Consider the following 20,645-nt stretch of genomic DNA (forward strand, 5'->3'; position numbering starts at 1 on the left):
ATTGTGCATAATACAACTGTTTGGGTATTTTTTAATTGCACTATTAAGATTATAGCATATTTTTTTCATACGTCAACAGTTTTATCAAAATTTACAAGTATTTTTATACAATTTGTAAATTTACCACCTCAATTGTCTTTGTGATGACATCATCCACGCCTGCAGGGTTCTTTCCTCCTGCCTGCGCCATGTTAGGTCTGCCGCCACCGCCGCCGCCTACAAGGCCTGCTACGCCCTTGATCAGGTTCCCGGCATGTGCTCCGTTCTTCATTGCGCCTTCCGTTGCCATTGCAATCAGACTCACCTTGTCAGTTCCCTGGACGGAAGCCAGCAGGATAACACTTTCACCAAGTTTTTCCTTTAACTGGTCTCCAAGTTCACGCAGGCCGTTCATGTCGACATCCATGACCTTGGCTGCAAGAACCTTGATTCCTTTCACTTCGACAACCTGGTCCATAACATCTCCCAGGGCATCTTTTGCAAGTTTGCTCTTAAACTTTTCATTTTCGCTCTGAAGAGCTTTCATTTCCTGGAGAAGAGCTTCTATCTTTTCGTTCACATTAGAAGGCGTGGTCTTCAGCAGTCCTGCTGCACGCTCAAGCCTTTCTTCAACTTCGTCATAGTAGCTGAATACGCCTTCAGCAGTAAGTGCTTCAATTCTTCTTACGCCGGCAGCAACGCCCGCTTCAGAAACAATCTTAAAAGCAGTTATGGTTCCTGTATTGCTGACATGCGTACCGCCACAAAGTTCTCTCGAGAAGTCTCCCATTGTGACAACCCTTACGTCATCAGTGTATTTTTCACCAAAAAGGGCCATTGCTCCGGTCTTCTTTGCTTCTTCGATATTCATGACAGCAGTATTTACCGGAAGCGCTGCTGCTATCTTTTCATTTACGATTTCTTCAACTTTTGCGATTTCCTCGTCAGTCATTGCTGAAAAATGAGTGAAATCGAAGCGGAGCCTGTCCGAAGTGACATAGGATCCGGCCTGTTCAACGTGGGTTCCAAGAACCGTCCTCAGCGCCTTCTGGAGAAGATGGGTAGCGCTGTGGTTCTTTCCTGTTGCAAGACGTTTTGCATCATCAACTGCAAGTTCAACGCTATCCGAAACCTTGAATACGCCTTTTGTGACCTTACCAATATGTCCGATTTTGCCGCCTAACAGCTTCACTGTGTCTTCAACTACGAATTCGGCAGTTTCAGTCCTGATTATGCCGGTGTCGGCAGCCTGACCGCCGCTTGTAGCATAGAAAGGTGTCGCTTCAACGAAGATGGTGCCGCATTCATCTTCTGAAAGCGCCTCTGTTATTTCAGTTTCCGAAGTGATTACGGTGATTTTTGAAGTATATGTAAGATTGTCATAACCTACAAACGTTGAAGTGATGGAAGGGTCTATGGATTCGTATACGGTTACGTCAGCTCCCATATAGTTCGTAGTTCCCCTTGCAGTACGGGCTTTCACCCTCTGCTCTTCCATTGCAGCTTTGAAGCCATCTTCATCGATATCAAGGCCTTTTTCTTCCAGTATTTCCCTTGTGAGGTCGATCGGGAAGCCATAGGTGTCATACAATTTGAACGCATTATCTCCTGAAAGCTGTTTCAGTCCTGCTGCAACCATTTCTTCCTGCATTTCTGCAAGGATGTTCAGACCCTGATCGATGGTCCTGCTGAATTTATCTTCTTCCTGCGTAATGACCTTGAATATGAAATCTTTCTTTTCTTCAAGTTCAGGGTATCCGTCCTTAGATTCGGCAATTACTGTTTCGCTCAGTTTTGTCAGGAATTTCCCTTCAATTCCAAGCAATCTTCCATGACGGGCCGCACGCCTTAAAAGTCTTCTTAAAACATAGCCTCTTCCTTCATTTGATGGCATGATGCCGTCTGAAATCATGAAGGTAACTGAACGGACATGGTCGGAAATAAGCCTGATGGAAACGTCTTTCGCTGCATCCGCCTTATATTCTGTACCTGAAAGCTCACATACATTTTTAATGACAGCCTGTATGGTATCTACGTCAAAAATCGAATCCACGTCCTGCACAATGCTTGCAAGCCTTTCAAGGCCCATTCCTGTATCGATGTTCTTCTGTTCGAGTTCTGTGTAATGTCCGTTACCGTCGCTTTCAAACTGGGTAAATACATTATTCCAGATTTCCATATAACGGTCGCATTCGCATCCCACGGTACATCCAGGTTCGCCGCATCCGTATTTTTCGCCTCTGTCATAATAGATTTCCGAACATGGACCGCACGGACCTGCACCATGTTCCCAGAAGTTATCTTCCTTGCCCATTCTGAATATTCTCTCGGCAGGGATTCCAATTTCCTTGTTCCAGATGTCAAACGCTTCATCATCTTCCATGTATACTGAAGGATAGAGCCTGTCAGCTTCAAGGCCTACCACCTCTGTTAAAAACTCCCAAGACCATGCTATCGCTTCATGCTTGAAATAATCTCCAAAAGAGAAGTTTCCGAGCATTTCAAAGAAAGTGCCGTGGCGTGCAGTCTTTCCTACATTTTCAATATCGCCTGTACGGATGCATTTCTGGCAGGTCGTGACCCTGTTTTTTGGTGGCTTTTCCTGTCCCGTAAAATATGGCTTCATAGGCGCCATGCCAGAATTGATGAGCAGAAGGCTCTTGTCATTATGAGGTATTAACGGAAAGCTTTTTAAAACCAGGTGATCCTTGCTTTCAAAGAATTCCAGATACATTTTTCTAAGTTCGTTTAAACCATACTTCTTCACTGTTTTTCCTCCCGGATGCTTTTATTATAATTATTTGATACTATTCCATTCATGTAGTTTAATAATCTTTGCGCATGGTAACACAAAACCAACTGTTCAGACCCCCTGTGCCGCGAGGTGTTTTTATGCTGACTTTGCTTAAAAACCCGAGTTATGTATGCGCCAAATTGCTGGTTCTGCAATTTGTGTGCATCATCTGTAACTATGAAGGACTTAGTCCTGAATAGTTATACACAAAGAATACTAGCATTTCTGCTAGTATTCTATTATAAATACATTCTTTTCCCTTGTCAATCGGCCCGTCCTGTATTAGTCTGCTTTAATCTGGTGATATCCTTTTTTGCCTTTTTTGATAAGTAAAGCTCCATCAGCATCAAAATCGGCAGTCGTAAATTTCCTGTCGATTTCCGTAACCTTGACATCATTTACTGTAACTCCGCCCTGCTGGATCAGTCGTCTTGCCTCAGAACGTGTAGGGGCAAGCTTTGCATTTACCATAAGGGTAATAAGGTCGATTCCTGCATCAAGTTCTGCTTTCGGGTATGTGGTTGTAGGGATATCCTCGCTCTTTCCGCCGTTTGCAAATAATGCCTTCGCAGCTTCCTGTGCTTTTACGGCCTCTTCCTCTCCGTGTACGATCTTTGTGATCTCAAATGCCAGTACTTCTTTGGCCTGATTGATTTCTGCTCCTTCTAATGCCCCAAGCCTTCTAACTTCATCCATAGGAAGGAAGGTAAGGAGTCCGAGACACTCTTCAACTTTAACGTCCTCGATGTTCCTCCAGTACTGGTAGAATTCATATGGGCTTGTCTTTTTAGGATCCAGCCATACTGCGCCTTTCATTGTCTTGCCCATCTTGATTCCTTCGCTGGTTGTAAGGAGTTTGAAGGTAAGGCCGAATGCAGGTTTCTGCTCTTTTTTTCTGATCAGCTCAACACCGCCGATGATGTTTGACCACTGGTCGTTTCCGCCAAGCTGAAGCACGCACCCATAGTCCTTGTTCAGTTTCCAGAAGTCATATGACTGCATGAGCATATAATTGAATTCAAAGAAAGTAAGTCCTTTTTCCATTCTCTGCTTGTAGCATTCCGCAGCAAGCATCTTGTTTACTGAGAAGTAAACGCCGATTTCCCTGAGGAATTCAACATAATTCAGATTCAGAAGCCAGTCTGCATTGTTTGCAATGACTGCCTTGCCTTCACTGAAATCAATAAATTTGGAAAGCTGTTCCTTGAATTTCATGGCATTGTAGTCGATCGTTTCCCTGGTCATGATGTTTCGCATATCGGATTTTCCCGTAGGATCTCCGATCATCGTGGTTCCACCGCCCAGCAGGGCAATCGGCTTATGGCCCGCTTTCTGCATATGCATCATGGCCATAACTGTAAGAAAGTGGCCTGCTGTAAGGCTGTCTGCAGTAGCATCAAAACCTATATAAAAGGTAACGCTTTCCTTACCTAGTAATTCCTTAATTTCTGCCTCATGAGTGGTCTGTTCTATAAATCCTCTCTCAAGCAGAATATCATAAACATTTGTAGACATGATATTACCTCCTTTTTCTCTTGCATTCAATGGTAACATATGGATTTTCTTATTTCAAGCATTTGTTAAATACTGCCGATAATTATTTTTGTTTTCGGAATGATTTTTTACAGACTATTGCATCTGCACCACATCATCCATCAGGTTATCGCCGTCGGCAGCAGATGTTGCCAGCTCATCGCATCTTTCATTCATTTCGTGTCCCGCATGGCCTTTGACCCATATAAACGTTACCTGATGCATGGCTTTTGCTTCAAGCAGCTCCTTCCAGAGGTCAATGTTTTTGACAGGCTCATTCTTCCCGCGTTTCCATCCTTTTTTGATCCAGCCGTCAATCCATTTCTGGTTGAACGCATCCACCAGGTATTTCGAATCCGAATAAAGCTCGACGCTGCATGGCTTCGTAAGGGCCTGCAGCCCCCGGATTGCAGCCATAAGCTCCATGCGGTTGTTCGTAGTCTTTTTGTAGCCGCCTGAATATTCCCTTTTATGAACAATCCCTTTTGCGTCCCGGTATATTATTACTGTGCCGTATCCTCCCGGCCCGTCCGGATTCCCCCTGGCCGCCCCATCCGTATACATTTTTACCTGCATCATACTCAAAACCTCTTTCTTTTTTAATCTTCCAGCTGGAATATGGCTATGCCAGCATTGTCCACATTCCGTCATTGATAAAATCTTCTGCCGCTTTTTCCGCATTTTTTATCATTACATCTTCAAATCCCATTATCCCCAAAAGTTTTATGGCATTCCTGGAGACAGCCCGGCCACTGTATATCCTGTAGTCAAATCTGACATCCCCGTCAGCCACCTCTTCCTGGAAATGATAATTGCTATAATATCCTTCCAGTATATGCGTCAGTTCAACGTCATGGGTAGCCGCAAAACATAATACATGCTCACCGCACAGCCGCTTCAGAATCTGTGCCGAGGCTGCTATCCTTTCGACGGTGTTCGTCCCCCTCAGAACCTCGTCTATAAAGCAGAGGACCGGTATGCTGCTATCAGCCTGATCCAGTATCCTCTTCAGGGATCTTATCTCTGCCATATAATAGCTTTCATTGTTAGAGAGGTCGTCCTTAAGTGTCATGGATGAGTATATCCTGCTGCATACGCCGGAGTAGGAACGGGCCGGCGTCGTATAAACAGTCTGAGCCAATATCGCACTGATTGCCAGCGTCTTCAGGAATGTCGACTTTCCCGAAGCATTCGATCCGGTCAGCAGGACACTTCTTGTTTCAGAGATCCCATTAGCCACAGGGTCATCTATCAACGGATGGAAGACACTTTCCACATTCAGAAAAGCGTCTTTGTCCGTACTGAGAACGGGAACAGCATAATACGGAAGGCTTTCCCTGAAAGAACCTGTCGCTATTGTGGCCTCCAGTATACCGATCGTTTCGAACAGACATTCAATATCATCCATATATCTTTTCACTTCGACAACCATAATATTGAACTTGATCAGATCCACATGAAATATCATTCTGACATAATCCATGAACACATCGGCCAGCGATCCCCCCATTCCGTTTCCCGACATGAGCAGGAAAGAATTTCTCCTGAATTTCACAAATCTTTTCCTCGCACTTGAAATTCTGTCCAAATAGTGTTCAATTTCGACTATTCTCAGTTTTTCCATCTGATCCGCTGCTTTCAGAATCTTCATGACATACTTCAGCGAGATGATATACGGCTCGATTTCAGCTTTTGTTTTATAATAATTCAGAATACTTACGACGATGCTGATCACCAGACAGGATATCCCCCACTCCGGCCGGACAAAAAGCAGTCCCGCAGATACGCACATTATTAAGATCATAACGTAATGGGAACGATTGCTTCTGGAGCCAATATCTTTGAGTCTGTAAACATAATCAGTTATTGAGATTGCTTTGGTCCTGCCTATGCCTCTGAAAATCCGCTGAAGCTCCAGTCGTTCCTTTTCATTTTCACGAAAATAATCTGCAAGCCGGCTTCTCTCCGCAAGCACAGCCATATCGTATTCAGGAGTTCTAAGCATATCGTATAAACAGGATTCTCCAATCGATGACTGGGTATTATTGAGCATCATGAATATGCTATCCATATCCAGATCATTCCAGGTTATGTCGTCGATGAAGAAACGATTCTCCGACCTGTTTCTAAAATAATGGGATATGTTTTCAAATTCTTCATAATCGTATTTCCGTTCGGGCCTTTTTCCCCATTCCATTTTCAGCCTTTGGAGCAGCTCAGCCTTGTTTTTTCTTTCGTACCAGAAAATCCGCACTATTAGAATCGCAATTACCGCCCCCGCTATAGCAACTGTCCATTCCATAAATCCATCTACCCCTTTCGTTACACTTCCCCGTATATTTCCATCATTAGCATTCATGTCCAAAATGCATTTTAACACAGAACATCCCAAAAAAGTAGTACATTTTTCGCCCGGCACATGAAACTATCACATAACTTTATTGCCATGATTCCAGCTTTATGCTAAAATAAATGTGTATATATTTTAACATATTCGGATTTTTCATGTTTGTTTCTCAACGAAATCAGGAAATGCGTATGCCCAGCCCTGGCTTTTAATGCCTGTCAGCTCTCCGGCATACCTGGCTGCAAGCAAATAAAGACAGCTAACCGGATTCCAGATATCCGTTATAGACAGCCAAGGTAACTATTCAGGACCAGTTCCTCCATAGTCACATATGATATACAAAAATTGCATAACCAGCAATTTTACACAGGCAGAACTCGGGTTTTCATGCAAAATCAGCGTAAAAACGCCTCCCGGGACAGTAGTTCTGAACAGTTACCAGCCAAGTTACTTATTGACAAAATAACGCACGAAACGGAGGTAATTAAAATGAATTCTACTAATTTTTCTGAAATAACACCACAAATCCTATCTCTTTCAAATCTTTGCATCGAATCCAATGCTACAGATCCGGCTTTATATGCAAAATACGAGGTTAAACGCGGACTTCGTGATATAAATGGAAAAGGCGTCCTGGCAGGCCTTACGAACATTGCAGAGGTCAGGGCATATATAATCGAGGACAGCGAGCTGGTTCCTTGCGAAGGCAAACTCTTCTACCGCGGAATCGATGTAGAGCAGATTGTTGATGGCTTCATAGCTGAAGACCGCTTCGGCTTCGAAGAAGTCTCCTATCTGCTGATGTTCGGAAAACTTCCTACAAAGCACGAACTGATCGAGTTTTCAAACCTGCTTGCAGGATACAGAACTCTTCCGACAAGCTTCGTACGAGACATCATCATGAAGGCTCCAAGCCAGGACATGATGAATACGCTTGCAAGAAGCGTACTTACGCTCTACTCCTATGATGACCGCGCAGATGACATCACGATTCCGAACGTGCTCAGGCAGTCGCTCCAGCTTATTAGTCTTTTCCCGCTGCTTTCCGTTTATGGATACCAGGCTTACAGCCATTATCACGACGGAAAAAGTCTTTTTATCCATTCACCGCTTCCCGAATTATCTACAGCCGAGAATATACTGAGAATTTTAAGGCCGAATAAATCATATACAGCATTTGAAGCCAAGATCCTGGATGTTGCCCTGGTTCTGCATGCAGATCACGGCGGCGGCAACAACTCTACCTTTACAACAAGAGTGGTATCCTCCTCGGGAACAGATACCTATTCGGCTATAGCCGCAGCTCTCGGCTCTCTAAAAGGACCAAAACATGGCGGTGCCAATATTAAGGTTGTAAAGATGTTTGACGACATGAAGGAATGCATTAAGGATTGGACTGATGAAGACGAAGTTTCATCCTACCTTTCAGCCCTTCTCAACAAAGAGGCATTTGACCATGCCGGACTTATATATGGAATGGGACATGCAGTATATTCTCTGTCTGATCCAAGAGCGAACATCTTTAAAGGGTTTGTACAGAAACTTGCAAAAGAAAAAAACAGAATGGAAGAATTCGAACTATATTCCATGGTTGAACGTCTCGCTCCAAAGGTTATCGCAAAAGAAAGGCAGATGTACAAAGGCGTCAGCGCAAATGTCGACTTCTACAGCGGATTCGTATACAGCATGCTCGATCTTCCAAGCGAACTGTTCACTCCTATTTTTGCAATTGCCAGGATAGCTGGCTGGAGTGCACATAGAATTGAAGAGCTTGCAAATAACGGAAAAATAATCAGACCAGCATATAAAAGCATTGCAAAACATGGCAGATACATTCCGTTAACGGAAAGAGAATAATGGATATCAGCAATATCAAAAAGCACCCTGAAGGCTGTCATATAGCCTTCAGGGTGCTTTTCTAATGGTCTTTTTGCAGCTGTTCTTTTCGCTGCATGTCTTTTCTAAATGAATTGATTTCCGCCCCCAGCAGCATAAGATACATGCAGAAGTACAGCCACAGCATCATGATTATTACCATGGTGAGGCTGCCGTACATATAGGAAAAGCCGCTAGTCCTCTCTATATAGGCTGCAAACGCAAACGAGTATAACGCCCAGGTTCCAGCCGTAAATACGGACCCTGGAAGCTGATCTTTGAGCTTCTCTTTCCTGTTCGGCAGGAATTTAAATACCATCGTAAAGAAAAGCACCAGTACTACCAGCAGCACGGCAACACCAAACAGCCTGATATTCATAATAAAATCAGATACCTCTCCAAGCTTCGGAAATCTCTTTTCAATCAGGGCCTGCAGGCTCTTACCGAATACCATAAGCACGAGGGAAAGGATAATCGATACAATAATTATGATTGTATACAACACAGCTCTAAGGCGGACTAAAATGAAGTTTCTGGTCTCCGCCACTCCGTAGACCGTATTCAGTCCTATTGTAATCGCCATAACTCCTTTTCCCGATGACCATATGGCAATCACGACTGCTATCGGAATGGTTGCAGCCGATTTGGCATAGATCTCTTCCAATATGGATACCGCTAATGGATCGGCGAAGGACGGAAGCATTCTGGATACAAGCAAAAAAATATAATCTTTTGTGACCGGCGTATATTTTACTGCCGATAACAGGATCATTACAAAAGGGATAAAGGAAAGCGTCATAAAATAGGCCGCCTGGGCGGCATATGCGTTTATATGGTCTTTCTTGGCTTCAGCCAGAAAATGTCCGATTATTGCTATTTTTCTGCTCATAAAGCAGGCCTCCCAGTCTTCAGACGCTTTTTTGATGATATGAAAAAAAGCAGCCTCAAGCTGCTTCTTTAATTTCTTGTAGATTAAATACCCAAAATGCCGTTTCCTGCGATTTTGACTCCTAGCTAAGCTAGGTGGGTAACCGCACCCGATCTTCTGTCTTCCGCTGCAAAGACGGCCTGACATCTAATCAGGGATGTAGGAATCCCATGAAAAATGATGTAGGTTCAAAATAGCAGGGTGTCGAACATTCCAGGAATCATTTTCTAACATTATTATACCCCAGGAGATTCTATTTTTCAACAAAAAAATGAAATCATCTCACAGTATCTACTACGGAGAGATTAAAAACCTCCCGGAACATCCGGGAGGTTCAAAATTATTCTATCTCAGAAACTACTTTGTTGAGTGCCGCTAAAGCATCATCTGGTAATTTATCGAATCCGCCTTTTTCTGTTTCTCTTGATTCAACAAATCTTACTCTGTCTTTCATTCTTTCCTTTAACTGATGTTTGTATTCTGCATCATTGAGGTCTGGTACAAAACCTTCCCATTCCATGATTTCGATATCTTCGAAAGGTCCCCACTGTTTGAATTCAGCTTTTCCTTCAACGATTGTTTCGATTACGCCTAAAGTATCCTTTGGAGTAACTTTTTTGCCCATAAAATCACCTGTATTGATGATGTAGCAGTCTACGTTTCTATCAGCAACTAATGCTTTGAATTTTTCGTAGTCATTTACTAATGGGTATGTTCTGAATGGGTTCGCATATGGTTCAACAACTAATGCGTTAGGATCTACGCCAGGAGCAAGTCTCTCTGCTGATGATCTCTTAGTAGCAAGTGTAGCTCCCATAACTGAAGCAAGGGAAGCTCCTTTTAATTTTACTACTGGTGGGATTGTAGGATCTTTCATGATCCAGAAGATTGCGTTAACTGGTTCGTCAATCTTGTCAACCCTGTTTGGTGACCATAATTTAGATTTAACAGCACGGCCGTTTCCGTTACGGATATCTTCTGTAACGATAACTTTGTGTCCGTCTTCATCAACTGTAACACCACAGTTCTGTACTGTTACAAGGAATTTGTTATCTGGGCTGCTTAATGGATAATCCTGAGTCTTATCGAAATAAGCTGGTTCTAATGCGATTGATGATCCATCAACAGTTGAGATGATGAAAGCATCATCATGAAGAACTGTGATATCATATTTTCCGCCGTGTGCTGCGTGTGTGATTGTTGATTTACCTGATCCTGAAAGACCGAATACACCAGCAACATATTTGCTTCCGTCTGCAAGGTTATATCTCTTCTGTCCGCCATGGCATGAAGCATATCCATGTCTGTTAGCGATTGCCCATGAAATTGTAAGAGTACCTTTTTTGTGTTCACCAAAATATCTCATGCCTAATAAAGCAGCACAGTTCTGTTCAGTGTTGAAATATGTTAATCCCATTGGATGATCAGGATGTGACCACTGTGGGTTAGAGAAGATATAGATATCGCCTTCTCCTTCGATAAGTTTTGAATTTTTGTACATGCTTACATATGAATCTGACATATACTGGAAGTTTAACATCCATGAGTATAAGTTGTTTTCTTCGCCTTCTGGAATAAGCAGGTGTGCTTTCACCATGAAATCTTCATGAAGTCCGATATAAACTTCTGCATGGTACATTAAAAGGTTTCTTGACTGGTAAACTGCTTCTTTTGTTTTTCCATCAAGATCTCCGCAGTTAACACCTGGTTCTCCTGCGATCTTACGTGCTGCAGCTGCTCTTCCGCTTACATTACCATCATTGAATAATAAAATCTTGGCATCCGCTTCAAGACCGATCTCTTCTGCTCTATATACAGGCATATCGGTAACTACTGTACCTGGTGCATTTTTTGCGAGTTCATATGCTTCTTTAAGAGTGTTTACTTTGATTACATTATTTCCGTAAAAAGCTGATTCAATTATTGTACGTGTTGTTGAAAAAATAGGATTCTGTGCTCCAATTTCAGTTCTTGGAAAATTTGCTTTCGTTGACATTATTTGTCCTCCTTTAAAATCAAGATTTGTTTTATTATCTCATTACGCAGTTGAAAAGTCAAGCCAATATGTGAAAGTTTTGACATTTAATAATTCATTTGTCGAATTTTAATAGTCTGGTCTTTTCTTTTTTAATCCCTTGTCTTTTTGGCATTTCCACCATGTGAAACCCATAATATTCAGCATATTTTTTATTTTTTGACTTAAGTCTGTTCAAAAAACCCTTCCAGCCGTATATTTCAACAAAAAAGCCTGTCATTCCTATTTATTGCTTTTTATGTTGTCAATATTCAAAATGCAAGTTTGAAATACTTAACTTGCATTTTGAAAAACTTCGATTGCCCCCCCACTCCCAGAACATCTATTTTTTAGTTGCCTTTTGTATACACCATTCATTATTCTGCATAATTCCAGATAAGCTGCTTCACAATATCATTGACTCTTCTATTTTACAAATACAAAAAGAAGAGCTGCAGCATCATTTGCTGTCAACTCTTCTTTCTGTCACTCATTTATTTTCTGTTCTGAAGAACCTCTTTTTCGTATTCCTGAACTTCTTTCAGCCATTCCAATCCTGTTCCGGCATTTTCTTTCGCGCAGTAGTAATCCCATACAAGTGCAAATGGTGCTGCCTTGAATTCTTCCTTGTATGCCAGGCGTGCGCTCAGGTCACCTTTAGCTTCAATTTCCTTCATCTGTGCTACAGGCTGAAGCAATGCAGCCAGCATGGCTTTTCTCGTGTTTCTGAGTCCTGTCACCCATGCGACGATCCTGTTGATGGAAGCATCAAAAAAGTCTGTTGCAATGTAGGTATCCTGAAGTTTGTCCAGACGCACCAGTTCTTCCATGATTGCTCTTGTCTCATCATCAAAACTTACAACATGGTCAGAATCCCAACGGATCGGACGTGATACATGAAGAAGTACAGAATCAGAAAAAGTATAAACGGAAGCAAGTTTCGCGGAAACCACTTCTGTCGGATGGTAATGTCCTGTATCAAGAGTCATGATGATGTGGTCTTTGTTAGCCTTCATCACATAGCCCATACAGAATTCATGCGAGCCAGCTGTAAAGCTTTCGGCTCCAATTCCGAATACCTTTGATTCAATTCCGTCAACAACGCCCTGTACGTCTTTTGTTGCTTCAAATATCTGGTCATAGCTGTCTTTGAGTCTCAGTCTTGGTCCGATTGTATCAACAGGCACTTCTTTATCTCCATCAGGAGTCCAGTGGTTGATGACGCATGGTTTTCCTGTTCTCTTATAGAAGTACTCGCCGATCTGGCGGCATCTGATACCATGTTCGATCCAGAACTTACGGATATCTTCATCTGCTGATGAAAGAGTAGCTACCTCGCTCTTTGGATGGGAGAAATAGGTCGGATTGAAATCAAGGCCGATTCCCTTTTCCACTGCCCAGTCAGCCCAGTTGCTGAAGTTTTCAGGAGTGATTTCATTTCTGTCAACAAAAGTATCTGCTTCCATGTAGTTCGCATGTACATTGACCTTCTTTACGCCCGGTATATACTGCATTGCCTTTTCAATATCTGCACGGAGTTCCTGCGGATTGCGCGCTTTCCCAGGATAATTTCCAGTAGCCTGGATTCCACCTGTGAGGCCGCCTTCCTTTTTTTCAAAACCGGCAACATCATCACCCTGCCAGCAGTGCAAAGAAATTGGTGTCGCATCGCATATCTCGATCGCCTTATCTACATCAATGCCGTACTGTGCATAAAATTCTTTTGCTACCTCGTAGCCTTTGTTTAAATCATACATCCTGTTTTCCACCTTTCATATGGTCGCTCTGTCGTTCAACGACTATCTATAAGTTGATTTTAATGAAAAAGTGCTGCTAGAACAAGGACTTGATTTCGCCGTTTATACGTCCTTATTTTCCATGCTTCTGAATTCCTTGGGACTCATCCCATATTTTTCCTTGAAAATCCTGTAAAAATAGCTTGTATTATCATATCCTACCATGTAAATGATATCTGTGATCGACAGAGATGTATGAGAAAGAAGGTGGACAGCCTGGTTCAGTCTTTTTGTCTGCAGAAGTTCCTTAAAAGTGCTCCCTGTAATATTTCTGATCAGTTTGCTGAGATTTGACACAGACTGGTTCATTTCCACTGCCAGGTCTGTCAGGGATGCCGTCTTATAATTCTCTTCAATGTATTTTAAGGTCTTCATTGCCAGATAGTTATGATACTGCCCCGGCTGGTTCTGATCTATCATATCCGTATAATTAATCAGCTGCATAAACAAAAGTCCCATCGTGGTCTGGTTGATCTGTCTGTAGTTCGGCTGCTGGTTCTTCAGGGACCACACAAGATTCTCCACAAGATTCTGAACCGGAAGGACATCTGCCACCTTGAAATGAAGATATGCCGCACTCTCCGCATTCTGACGCAAGGTACTGATTATAAAATTGCTCAGTACATTTTCTTTTCCGAGCATAGGCAGAACTTCATCAAAAAATTCCGGCAGTATGATGAAATTTATACCCAGATCTTCCCTGCCCGCCGGAAGTATTTCATGTGTGGAAAACTGATTGAAAAACAGCAGTTCTCCCTGGCCCAGCAGGATTTCAGTCCCTCCGTCTACGATATGTCTTGTTTCGCCTTTGCACATATACATAATCTCGATATAGTTATGTTTATGCGCCGGGAAAGCAACAAACCTGGTATGTGTTCTGATGTCGATCAGGTGCCCCTTTTCAAGCATTTTGCTGCTATCTATTGTAAATCCTCTTCCGGTCGCATAAATTTCCTTATCAATCTGCCTGTTTCCATCAAGTATTCTCTGTTCTTCTTTCGAAACCGGTTCAAGAAGCTTTATCAGCTCAGCATTCAATGATTTTCTCCTCCTTCCTGTACCATACTCTGTTTCTCCGAAAGCAGCGCAGTCTCAGCATGGTTTCTGGTTTAGCAACATTTTACATCCTTATCAGCCAGATGTCCAGTGCAAAGGGAATCCCGGCCGGAACAACGAGTTTGCTTACTTTCCTATAAGACAGTTAAGACAGTAAGATTGTACCCAGTATAGGCGTATTAAAAAGCAGATGCTGTGGAATACGATTCCACGGCATCTGCTTTGAACAAACTGTAACCATTCTATTTTATCTGCAAAAACCAGATATAAGTGTTTTCTGCAAATCTACAGGATTACTTTAACCGGACACTTCTCTGCGCATTTTCCGCAGTTGGTACATTTTTCATAATCGATATGGGCTATGTTGTCCACAACCTTGATTGCATCGAACTCACAGACTTTTTCACACATCTTGCAGGCGATACATCCGATATCGCAGACAGATTTGACGTCTTTGCCTTTATCCTTCGAACTGCACTGCACCAGATGTTTGGCACTGTAAGGGACGATTTCAATAAGGTTTCTCGGGCATTCCAGAACGCATTTCCCGCACGCCTTGCATTTGTCCTTGTTTACATATGCTATGCCATCTACGATGTGGATCGCATCGAACTCACAGACTCTGACGCAGTTTCCGTAACCGTGGCAGCCATAGGTACAGCCTTTTGCACCTTTTCCCGGAAGCTGTTCTGCCATACTGCAGTCCTCCACTCCATAATAGGTGTATTTTTCTTTCGCCTTGCTGCAGCTTCCTGCACATTTGACAAAAGCAGTTTTCCGTTCAGCACTTCCAGCTTCTACTCCCAGGACTTCGGCAATCTTTTCTGCCACAGGAGCACCGCCTACAGGACAGGCATTAACCGGAGCCTCTCCAGATGCAATCGCTTTCGCGAGAGCATCGCATCCTGCATATCCGCAACCTCCACAATTACTGCCCGGAAGCGCTTCTCGTACCAGAATTTCATTTTCATCAACTTCAACTTTGAATTTTATGCCTGCAATCCCCAGAAACAGACCTAAAACAAGACCCGTTCCTGCCACGATTACAGTAGCTATCATAATTGCTTGTATGCTCATCTTTGTCCCTCCTACTTAATCAATCCAGAAAATCCAAAGAAGGCAATTGCCATAAGTCCAGAAATAATCAACACTATAGGTGAGCCTTTAAAGGATGGTGAAATGTCATTGTACTCTATTTTCTCTCTGATACCTGCCATGATAACAATGGCAATTGTAAAGCCAAGAGCAGTTGCCACTCCGTTCACGATACTCATGCCTACATTATATGAATCTTTAACATTAATCAAGGCAACACCTAAAACAGCACAGTTTGTGGTAATTAACGGAAGATAAACTCCCAAGGCATTATAAAGCCCCGGGCTCATTTTCTTTATAACCATTTCAACAAACTGCACCAACGTAGCTATAACAAGAATGAATACGATAGTCTGCATGTATTCAAGATCAAGCGGCGCAAGTATAAAAGTATAAATTGCGCTAGTGAAGGCTGAGGCGATCGTCATAACAAATATAACAGCCGCACCCATACCCGCTGCAGTTTCCACTCTTTTCGAAACACCAAGAAATGGGCATAACCCCAAAAACTGACTGAGAACTACGTTGTTAACCAAGGCCCCACCGACAATCAGAAGTAATATTTCTTTCATTATTTATCTCCTCCTGTTCTGCTGCTGCATCCGCTGCTGCCACATGAAGAACACCCGGAACTTCCGCACCCGGTTTCTTCTGGTTTCATGCCTGTTTCAGAAGCCTTGCGGTTTTTAACCTTATTCTGCACTGCAACAAGCATTGCAAGAACAAAAAACGCACCAGGAGCGAGGATGAAAATTGTAATCGGTTCGTAGGCAGCCGGCATAATCTGAGCACCGAAAACCGTACCATTTCCTAACAGTTCACGGAAAGCTGCTATAAAAGTAAGACCTACGGTAAATCCAAGCCCCATTCCAAGACCATCGAAGACTGATGGCATCACACGATTTTTTGAAGCATATGATTCCGCCCTTCCGAGAATAATACAGTTAACAACGATAAGCGGAATATAAATTCCCAGACTGTTATAAAGGCTGGGTATAAAACCTTCCAGAAGGAACTGTACAATCGTTACAAAAGATGCAACCACAACAATGAATGCAGGCATTCTGACACTGTCTGGAATTATCTTTCTCAACATCGAAATAATCATGTTTGACATTACAAGAATTACTGTTGTCGTAAGCCCCATACCAATACCATTCACCGCCGAAGTTGTAACGGCAAGAGTTGGACACATGCCAAGCATAAGCACAAACGTGGGATTCTCTTTGATAAGGCCGTTATAGAGCCTCTCTAATGCTTTATTCATTTTCAGCACCTCCCTCTGCAATGCTATTGAAGAAGCAAATGCCTGAATTGACAGCATTTGTTACTGCATTTGTTGTTATAGTCGCACCGCTGATGACATCAATTTCTTCATCGGAAGCTGCTCCGGATTTTGTATACACGAATTTCTCAACATTTTTATTGCCATACTGGTCCTTGAATTCGCTATCAGCTGCTTTCATTCCCAATCCTGCTGTTTCAGAAATCTTGAGTATTTCAATGCCGTTTACGGTTCCGTCATTCTGTATGCCCATGGCAATCTTGATTTCCCCTGCATACCCTTCATTGGTGATCACACTCATTACATACCCGAGGGTCTCACCATTTTCGTTGACAGCTTCCATAACCTCTTCAATGGCTTCTTTTCCATAGCCGTTTTCTGCAAGTATTGATGCTGCATCTGCCAGATCCGCATCTGAAGCTTCGAAACCTGAAGCATCCTTGAACACAGCTTTATAGGATTCCTGCTTTGCAAGTTCCTGCTGTTTTTTGATCGGTTCCTTTGTGATTTCATAAATCGTACCTAACAGAAAGCCTGCCACAAGCGTTATAAGCGCAAGCATCAATGCATCTTTTACAATCTTATTCATTTTTAGCCCTCCTTTGACCGAATGCAGGGGGAACCGTAACGCGTTCAATTAGCGGTACCATCAGGTTGCTGATGATAATTGCATATGAAACGCCTTCAGCTGTTCCACCGAAAAGTCTGAAGATTCCTGTCAGGAGTCCTATGATAATGCCGTATACGATCTGGCCGCTCTTTGTAATCGGAGTCGTCACATAGTCAGTCGCCATGAACCAGGCACCAAGCATAAGTCCGCCGCCGAACAGATGGCCCAGGATATAGTTTGCATCAAGCCCGTGGCCGCCAAAAATTATTATGAACACCGTAAAACTAAGGATGTAGGCACCCGGTACTCTGAGATCGATTACTTTGATTGCAAGAAGGAAGGCAGCACCGATCAAAAGCGCGAGAGCCGAAGTCTCTCCAATGGTACCTGTTGTCGTTCCTAAAAACAGCTTCATGACATCTACCTGCTCGCCTGCCTTTATAAGGGCAAGAGGCGTCGCTCCTGAGATACTGTCAAGAAGAGCGCCGTCAGCAGTAGCTCCCACTTTTCCGGTATATGTAAAATCAGTCATTCTGCCTGCAAAAGAAATCATGAGGAAGCATCTTGCCGCAAGGGCAGGATTCATGAAGTTCTGTCCAAGTCCTCCAAACACCTGTTTAACGACCAGAATGGCAAAGATACCTCCAAGCATAGGCATCCACCATGGTGCACCGGACGGAAGGTTGAGCGCCAGAAGAAGTCCTGTAAGAATAGCACTGTAATCGCCTACTGTTACTGTTTTTTTCATGAAATGCTGATAGAAAAATTCTGTTGCGACGCATGAAGCAATTGAAACGCAAATGAGCATCAGTGCGCTGAAACCGAAGTTATAAACTCCGAATGCTGTTGCTGGTAACAAAGCAATTATTACCATGAGCATGATATTACTGGTTTTCACCTTTGATCTTATATGCGGCGATGATGATACGCTGTATAATTCACTCAAAATTTACACCTCTTTCTTATTTTTTCTTTCTGCTGTCCAAAATCATTCTTCTCATGGATTTGATGGACTGTGCAAGCTGTATTTTTGCCGGGCATACGTAACTGCAGCATCCGCATTCACAACACTCCATCCCATGGAGCTTCAGGAACGCTTCCGAATCATGACGTTCGGCACATGAAGCCAGCCTTGTAGGAAGGACACGGCCTGGACATACGGATACGCAACGACCGCAGTTGATGCATGGCGATGGTTTAGATTCAGCCACTTCATCCTCTGTGAGACATAATAGAGCAGATGAGGTTTTCGTTATAGGAATGTCAAGATTGAAAAGGGCTACACCCATCATCGGTCCGCCGGATATCAGTTTGGCAGGTTTTTCTTTGAAACCACCTGCTGCTTCAATGAGTTCGCTGTAATTCATCCCTGTCTTAACCCTGAAATTCATCGGATCCTTGATTGCATTTCCAGTCACGGTAACAATTCTTTCATTAAGGGGTTTGCCTTCAGCAACAGCCCTGTAAACTGCTACAACGGTATCCGCGTTGTTTACCACACACCCCGCATCAGCAGGCAGCATGGACGAATTGATCGAGCGGCCTGTTGTGGCATAGATCAGCTGGCGTTCAGCTCCCTGGGGATATTTTGTCTTCAGAGATTTCACTTCAATCTTACCGTTGCCCTTTACGAGTTCTGATAAAATTTTTATGCAGTCTGGTTTGTTGTCCTCAATGCCAAGAACACCCTTTGCATTTGGAAACAGCCTGAGTATAATTTCAAGTCCGCCTATGATTTTTTCAGGTTCTTCCATCATCCTTCTGTAATCGGATGTCAGATACGGTTCACACTCGGCGCAGTTTATGATGACAAAATCAATCTTATCATCTTCCTTAGGCGAGAGTTTCACGTGTGTAGGAAAACCTGCACCGCCCATTCCGACGATACCTGCTTCTTTTATCCTGTTTCTGATTTCTTCTTTCGAAAGTTTTTCCATATCCACCGAATACGCTGAATCCGCTTCTTTGTATTCATGGTCATTTTCTATGACTATGGAATTCACTTTTACTCCTGATACTGTTATTCTTGGTTCAACTGCCTTTACAGTGCCCGAAACGCTCGAATGAATGTTCGCCGAAACGAATCCGCCAGCCTCAGCAATTTTCTGACCTGCAAAAACATAGTCTCCTTTTCCAACTAAAGGGACAGCAGGCGCACCAATATGCTGAGACAATGGAAACACCATGTCTCCTTTTGGTAGAATGTCTTTTATCGGTTTATTTTTTGACAATTCTTTACCATCATCGGGGTGAATACCACCTTTAAATGTCAGTAATCCCATTTCATACAACCTTCTTTCTTATTTTCTATTCCTTAACAGCCTGTCTCTTAAGATCCTTAACTGACTCTGGCTGGTTAGAACCTTTGATTTCAGATTCGGATAGGAACGCAGAAACCTGTCATGCACAGAATTCTTCTGCCCTCTGAGCTTTAAGTACCGGCTCCCCAAATCCAAAAATTTTACCTCAATTTCCTTTTTGTATTCCCTGATATTCAATTCCTTTGCTTTTTCAGAAAGCAGATCCAGTTTTTCCTCAAGCTTAGATCTGAAATCGCCTCTGTTTACATCATTCTTTTTATATGAATTCAGTTTCGAAAGAAATTCCTCTTTTGTGTCAAAAAGCTTTGTCGGCTGAAGAAAATTATATAATTCATCAATCAACTGATTCATCTTCTTCAGACGCTTATCAAGTCCTACTGCATTCAGTGTTGCATTCAGAAAATCTACCGAGAATATAATAACAACAACTGAAACCATGAACTTTCCTGACTCCATCGAATAAGACGACACGATTGCCTCGACTGCCGGATGCAGAACTGTGAAAAGGAGTACTGTGAACCCTCCCCACGTCAGCGTGCTGGTCAGGCATATCCTTCCCTGGAACTGGATTGTCTGGTTTGAATAGTCCCACCAGCTTGTATGGAACATGGTTTCCATTACAACTGCAGTCAGATACTCAAGAACAGTTGCCACGATACATCCACCAAGAAAGAGAAAAACGATGTTGCCCGCAAATGGATGAAGCAGCACATAGACGCTTACCGCACCACATCCGTAGATTGTACAGAAAGGACCAGTCACGAACCCCCTGTTGATCAGCTTCTTATGCCTGAGTGATACATAAGATGATTCAAATACCCATCCGAAGAAACTGTATATAAAGAACCAGCTCAATATGTAATAGATTTCAATACCCAGAACTTTAAATTCCCACAAAGCAAGCCCTCCTTTTGGAATATACCACCCTTAATAATATAATGGATATCAGTTCCAAAATCCAGTGTTAAATTTTTGACTTATCTAATAATTCAAAAAAGAACAAAAACAATGC

17 protein-coding genes and 1 other RNA gene are annotated in these 20,645 nt (G+C 42.8%); 1 reads left to right on the forward strand and 17 read right to left on the reverse strand.

Annotation, left to right across the window (positions count from 1 at the left end):
• Nucleotides 1-103: 103 nt before the first annotated feature.
• The 4 genes from alaS to BJR36_RS01425 all read right to left on the reverse strand — a co-directional run bounded on the left by alaS (nt 104) and on the right by BJR36_RS01425 (nt 6,665).
• Entirely contained in the window at nt 104-2,746 is a 2,643-nt protein-coding gene (gene alaS, locus BJR36_RS01410; protein ID WP_091229028.1) for an alanine--tRNA ligase, read from the reverse strand.
• 309 nt (nt 2,747-3,055) lie between these two features.
• Nucleotides 3,056-4,288: a tyrosine--tRNA ligase gene (gene tyrS / locus BJR36_RS01415; RefSeq protein ID WP_091229030.1), complete on the reverse strand. Its 1,233-nt coding sequence runs from the start codon at nt 4,286-4,288 to the stop codon at nt 3,056-3,058.
• A gap of 114 nt (nt 4,289-4,402) precedes the next feature.
• Nucleotides 4,403-4,882 carry a ribonuclease HI gene (gene rnhA / locus BJR36_RS01420; RefSeq protein ID WP_091229902.1) on the reverse strand — a complete coding sequence of 160 codons (480 nt, stop codon included), beginning with the start codon at nt 4,880-4,882 and terminating at the stop codon, nt 4,403-4,405.
• Between the two features lie 46 nt (nt 4,883-4,928).
• Nucleotides 4,929-6,665, reverse strand: a complete 1,737-nt coding sequence (locus tag BJR36_RS01425) for a MutS-related protein (protein ID WP_242875424.1) — start codon at nt 6,663-6,665, stop codon at nt 4,929-4,931.
• Between the two features lie 477 nt (nt 6,666-7,142).
• On the opposite strand from BJR36_RS01425, the gene BJR36_RS01430 reads away from it, so the two are divergent.
• On the forward strand, nt 7,143-8,510 hold the full coding sequence (locus BJR36_RS01430) for a citrate/2-methylcitrate synthase (protein WP_091229032.1): 1,368 nt from the start codon (nt 7,143-7,145) through the stop codon (nt 8,508-8,510).
• Nucleotides 8,511-8,571: 61 nt separating this feature from the next.
• On the opposite strand, the gene BJR36_RS01435 is transcribed toward BJR36_RS01430, so the two are convergent.
• From BJR36_RS01435 to BJR36_RS01490, 13 genes are all read right to left on the reverse strand, one after another.
• A complete protein-coding gene (locus BJR36_RS01435; protein WP_091229905.1) occupies nt 8,572-9,417 on the reverse strand; it encodes a YihY/virulence factor BrkB family protein in 846 nt (281 codons plus the stop codon).
• A gap of 84 nt (nt 9,418-9,501) precedes the next feature.
• A non-coding RNA gene (ssrS, locus tag BJR36_RS01440) (6S RNA) lies at nt 9,502-9,679 on the reverse strand.
• A 117-nt stretch (nt 9,680-9,796) separates the two neighbouring features.
• Nucleotides 9,797-11,452: a phosphoenolpyruvate carboxykinase (ATP) gene (locus tag BJR36_RS01445; protein WP_091229033.1), complete on the reverse strand. Its 1,656-nt coding sequence runs from the start codon at nt 11,450-11,452 to the stop codon at nt 9,797-9,799.
• A gap of 94 nt (nt 11,453-11,546) precedes the next feature.
• Nucleotides 11,547-11,711: a hypothetical protein gene (locus BJR36_RS20160; RefSeq protein WP_169823557.1), complete on the reverse strand. Its 165-nt coding sequence runs from the start codon at nt 11,709-11,711 to the stop codon at nt 11,547-11,549.
• 253 nt (nt 11,712-11,964) lie between these two features.
• Nucleotides 11,965-13,227 (reverse strand): L-rhamnose isomerase, encoded by a 1,263-nt coding sequence (locus BJR36_RS01450; RefSeq protein ID WP_091229036.1) that lies wholly within the window; start codon nt 13,225-13,227, stop codon nt 11,965-11,967.
• A 102-nt stretch (nt 13,228-13,329) separates the two neighbouring features.
• Entirely contained in the window at nt 13,330-14,304 is a 975-nt protein-coding gene (locus BJR36_RS01455; RefSeq protein ID WP_091229038.1) for an AraC family transcriptional regulator, read from the reverse strand.
• Nucleotides 14,305-14,607: 303 nt separating this feature from the next.
• Complete coding sequence (locus BJR36_RS01460) at nt 14,608-15,399, reverse strand: RnfABCDGE type electron transport complex subunit B (RefSeq protein WP_091229039.1); 792 nt, start codon at nt 15,397-15,399, stop codon at nt 14,608-14,610.
• Between the two features lie 11 nt (nt 15,400-15,410).
• On the reverse strand, nt 15,411-15,989 hold the full coding sequence (gene rsxA / locus BJR36_RS01465; RefSeq protein ID WP_091229042.1) for an electron transport complex subunit RsxA: 579 nt from the start codon (nt 15,987-15,989) through the stop codon (nt 15,411-15,413).
• Nucleotides 15,989-16,684, reverse strand: coding sequence for an electron transport complex subunit RsxE (gene rsxE / locus BJR36_RS01470; protein WP_091229043.1), 696 nt, complete (start codon nt 16,682-16,684; stop codon nt 15,989-15,991). Before rsxE ends, rsxA begins: the two co-directional genes overlap by 1 nt.
• Nucleotides 16,677-17,291 carry an RnfABCDGE type electron transport complex subunit G gene (locus tag BJR36_RS01475; protein WP_091229046.1) on the reverse strand — a complete coding sequence of 205 codons (615 nt, stop codon included), beginning with the start codon at nt 17,289-17,291 and terminating at the stop codon, nt 16,677-16,679. The genes rsxE and BJR36_RS01475 overlap by 8 nt, the downstream gene beginning before the upstream one ends.
• Entirely contained in the window at nt 17,284-18,258 is a 975-nt protein-coding gene (locus BJR36_RS01480) for an RnfABCDGE type electron transport complex subunit D (protein WP_091229048.1), read from the reverse strand. The genes BJR36_RS01475 and BJR36_RS01480 overlap by 8 nt, the downstream gene beginning before the upstream one ends.
• A 16-nt stretch (nt 18,259-18,274) precedes the next feature.
• Entirely contained in the window at nt 18,275-19,594 is a 1,320-nt protein-coding gene (gene rsxC / locus BJR36_RS01485; RefSeq protein WP_091229049.1) for an electron transport complex subunit RsxC, read from the reverse strand.
• Nucleotides 19,595-19,612: 18 nt separating this feature from the next.
• Entirely contained in the window at nt 19,613-20,530 is a 918-nt protein-coding gene (locus BJR36_RS01490; RefSeq protein ID WP_169823558.1) for a putative ABC transporter permease, read from the reverse strand.
• Between the last annotated feature and the right edge of the window lie 115 nt (nt 20,531-20,645).

This window comes from Anaerobium acetethylicum, assembly GCF_900096945.1.
Taxonomy (GTDB): Bacteria; Bacillota; Clostridia; order Lachnospirales; family Lachnospiraceae; genus Anaerobium; species Anaerobium acetethylicum.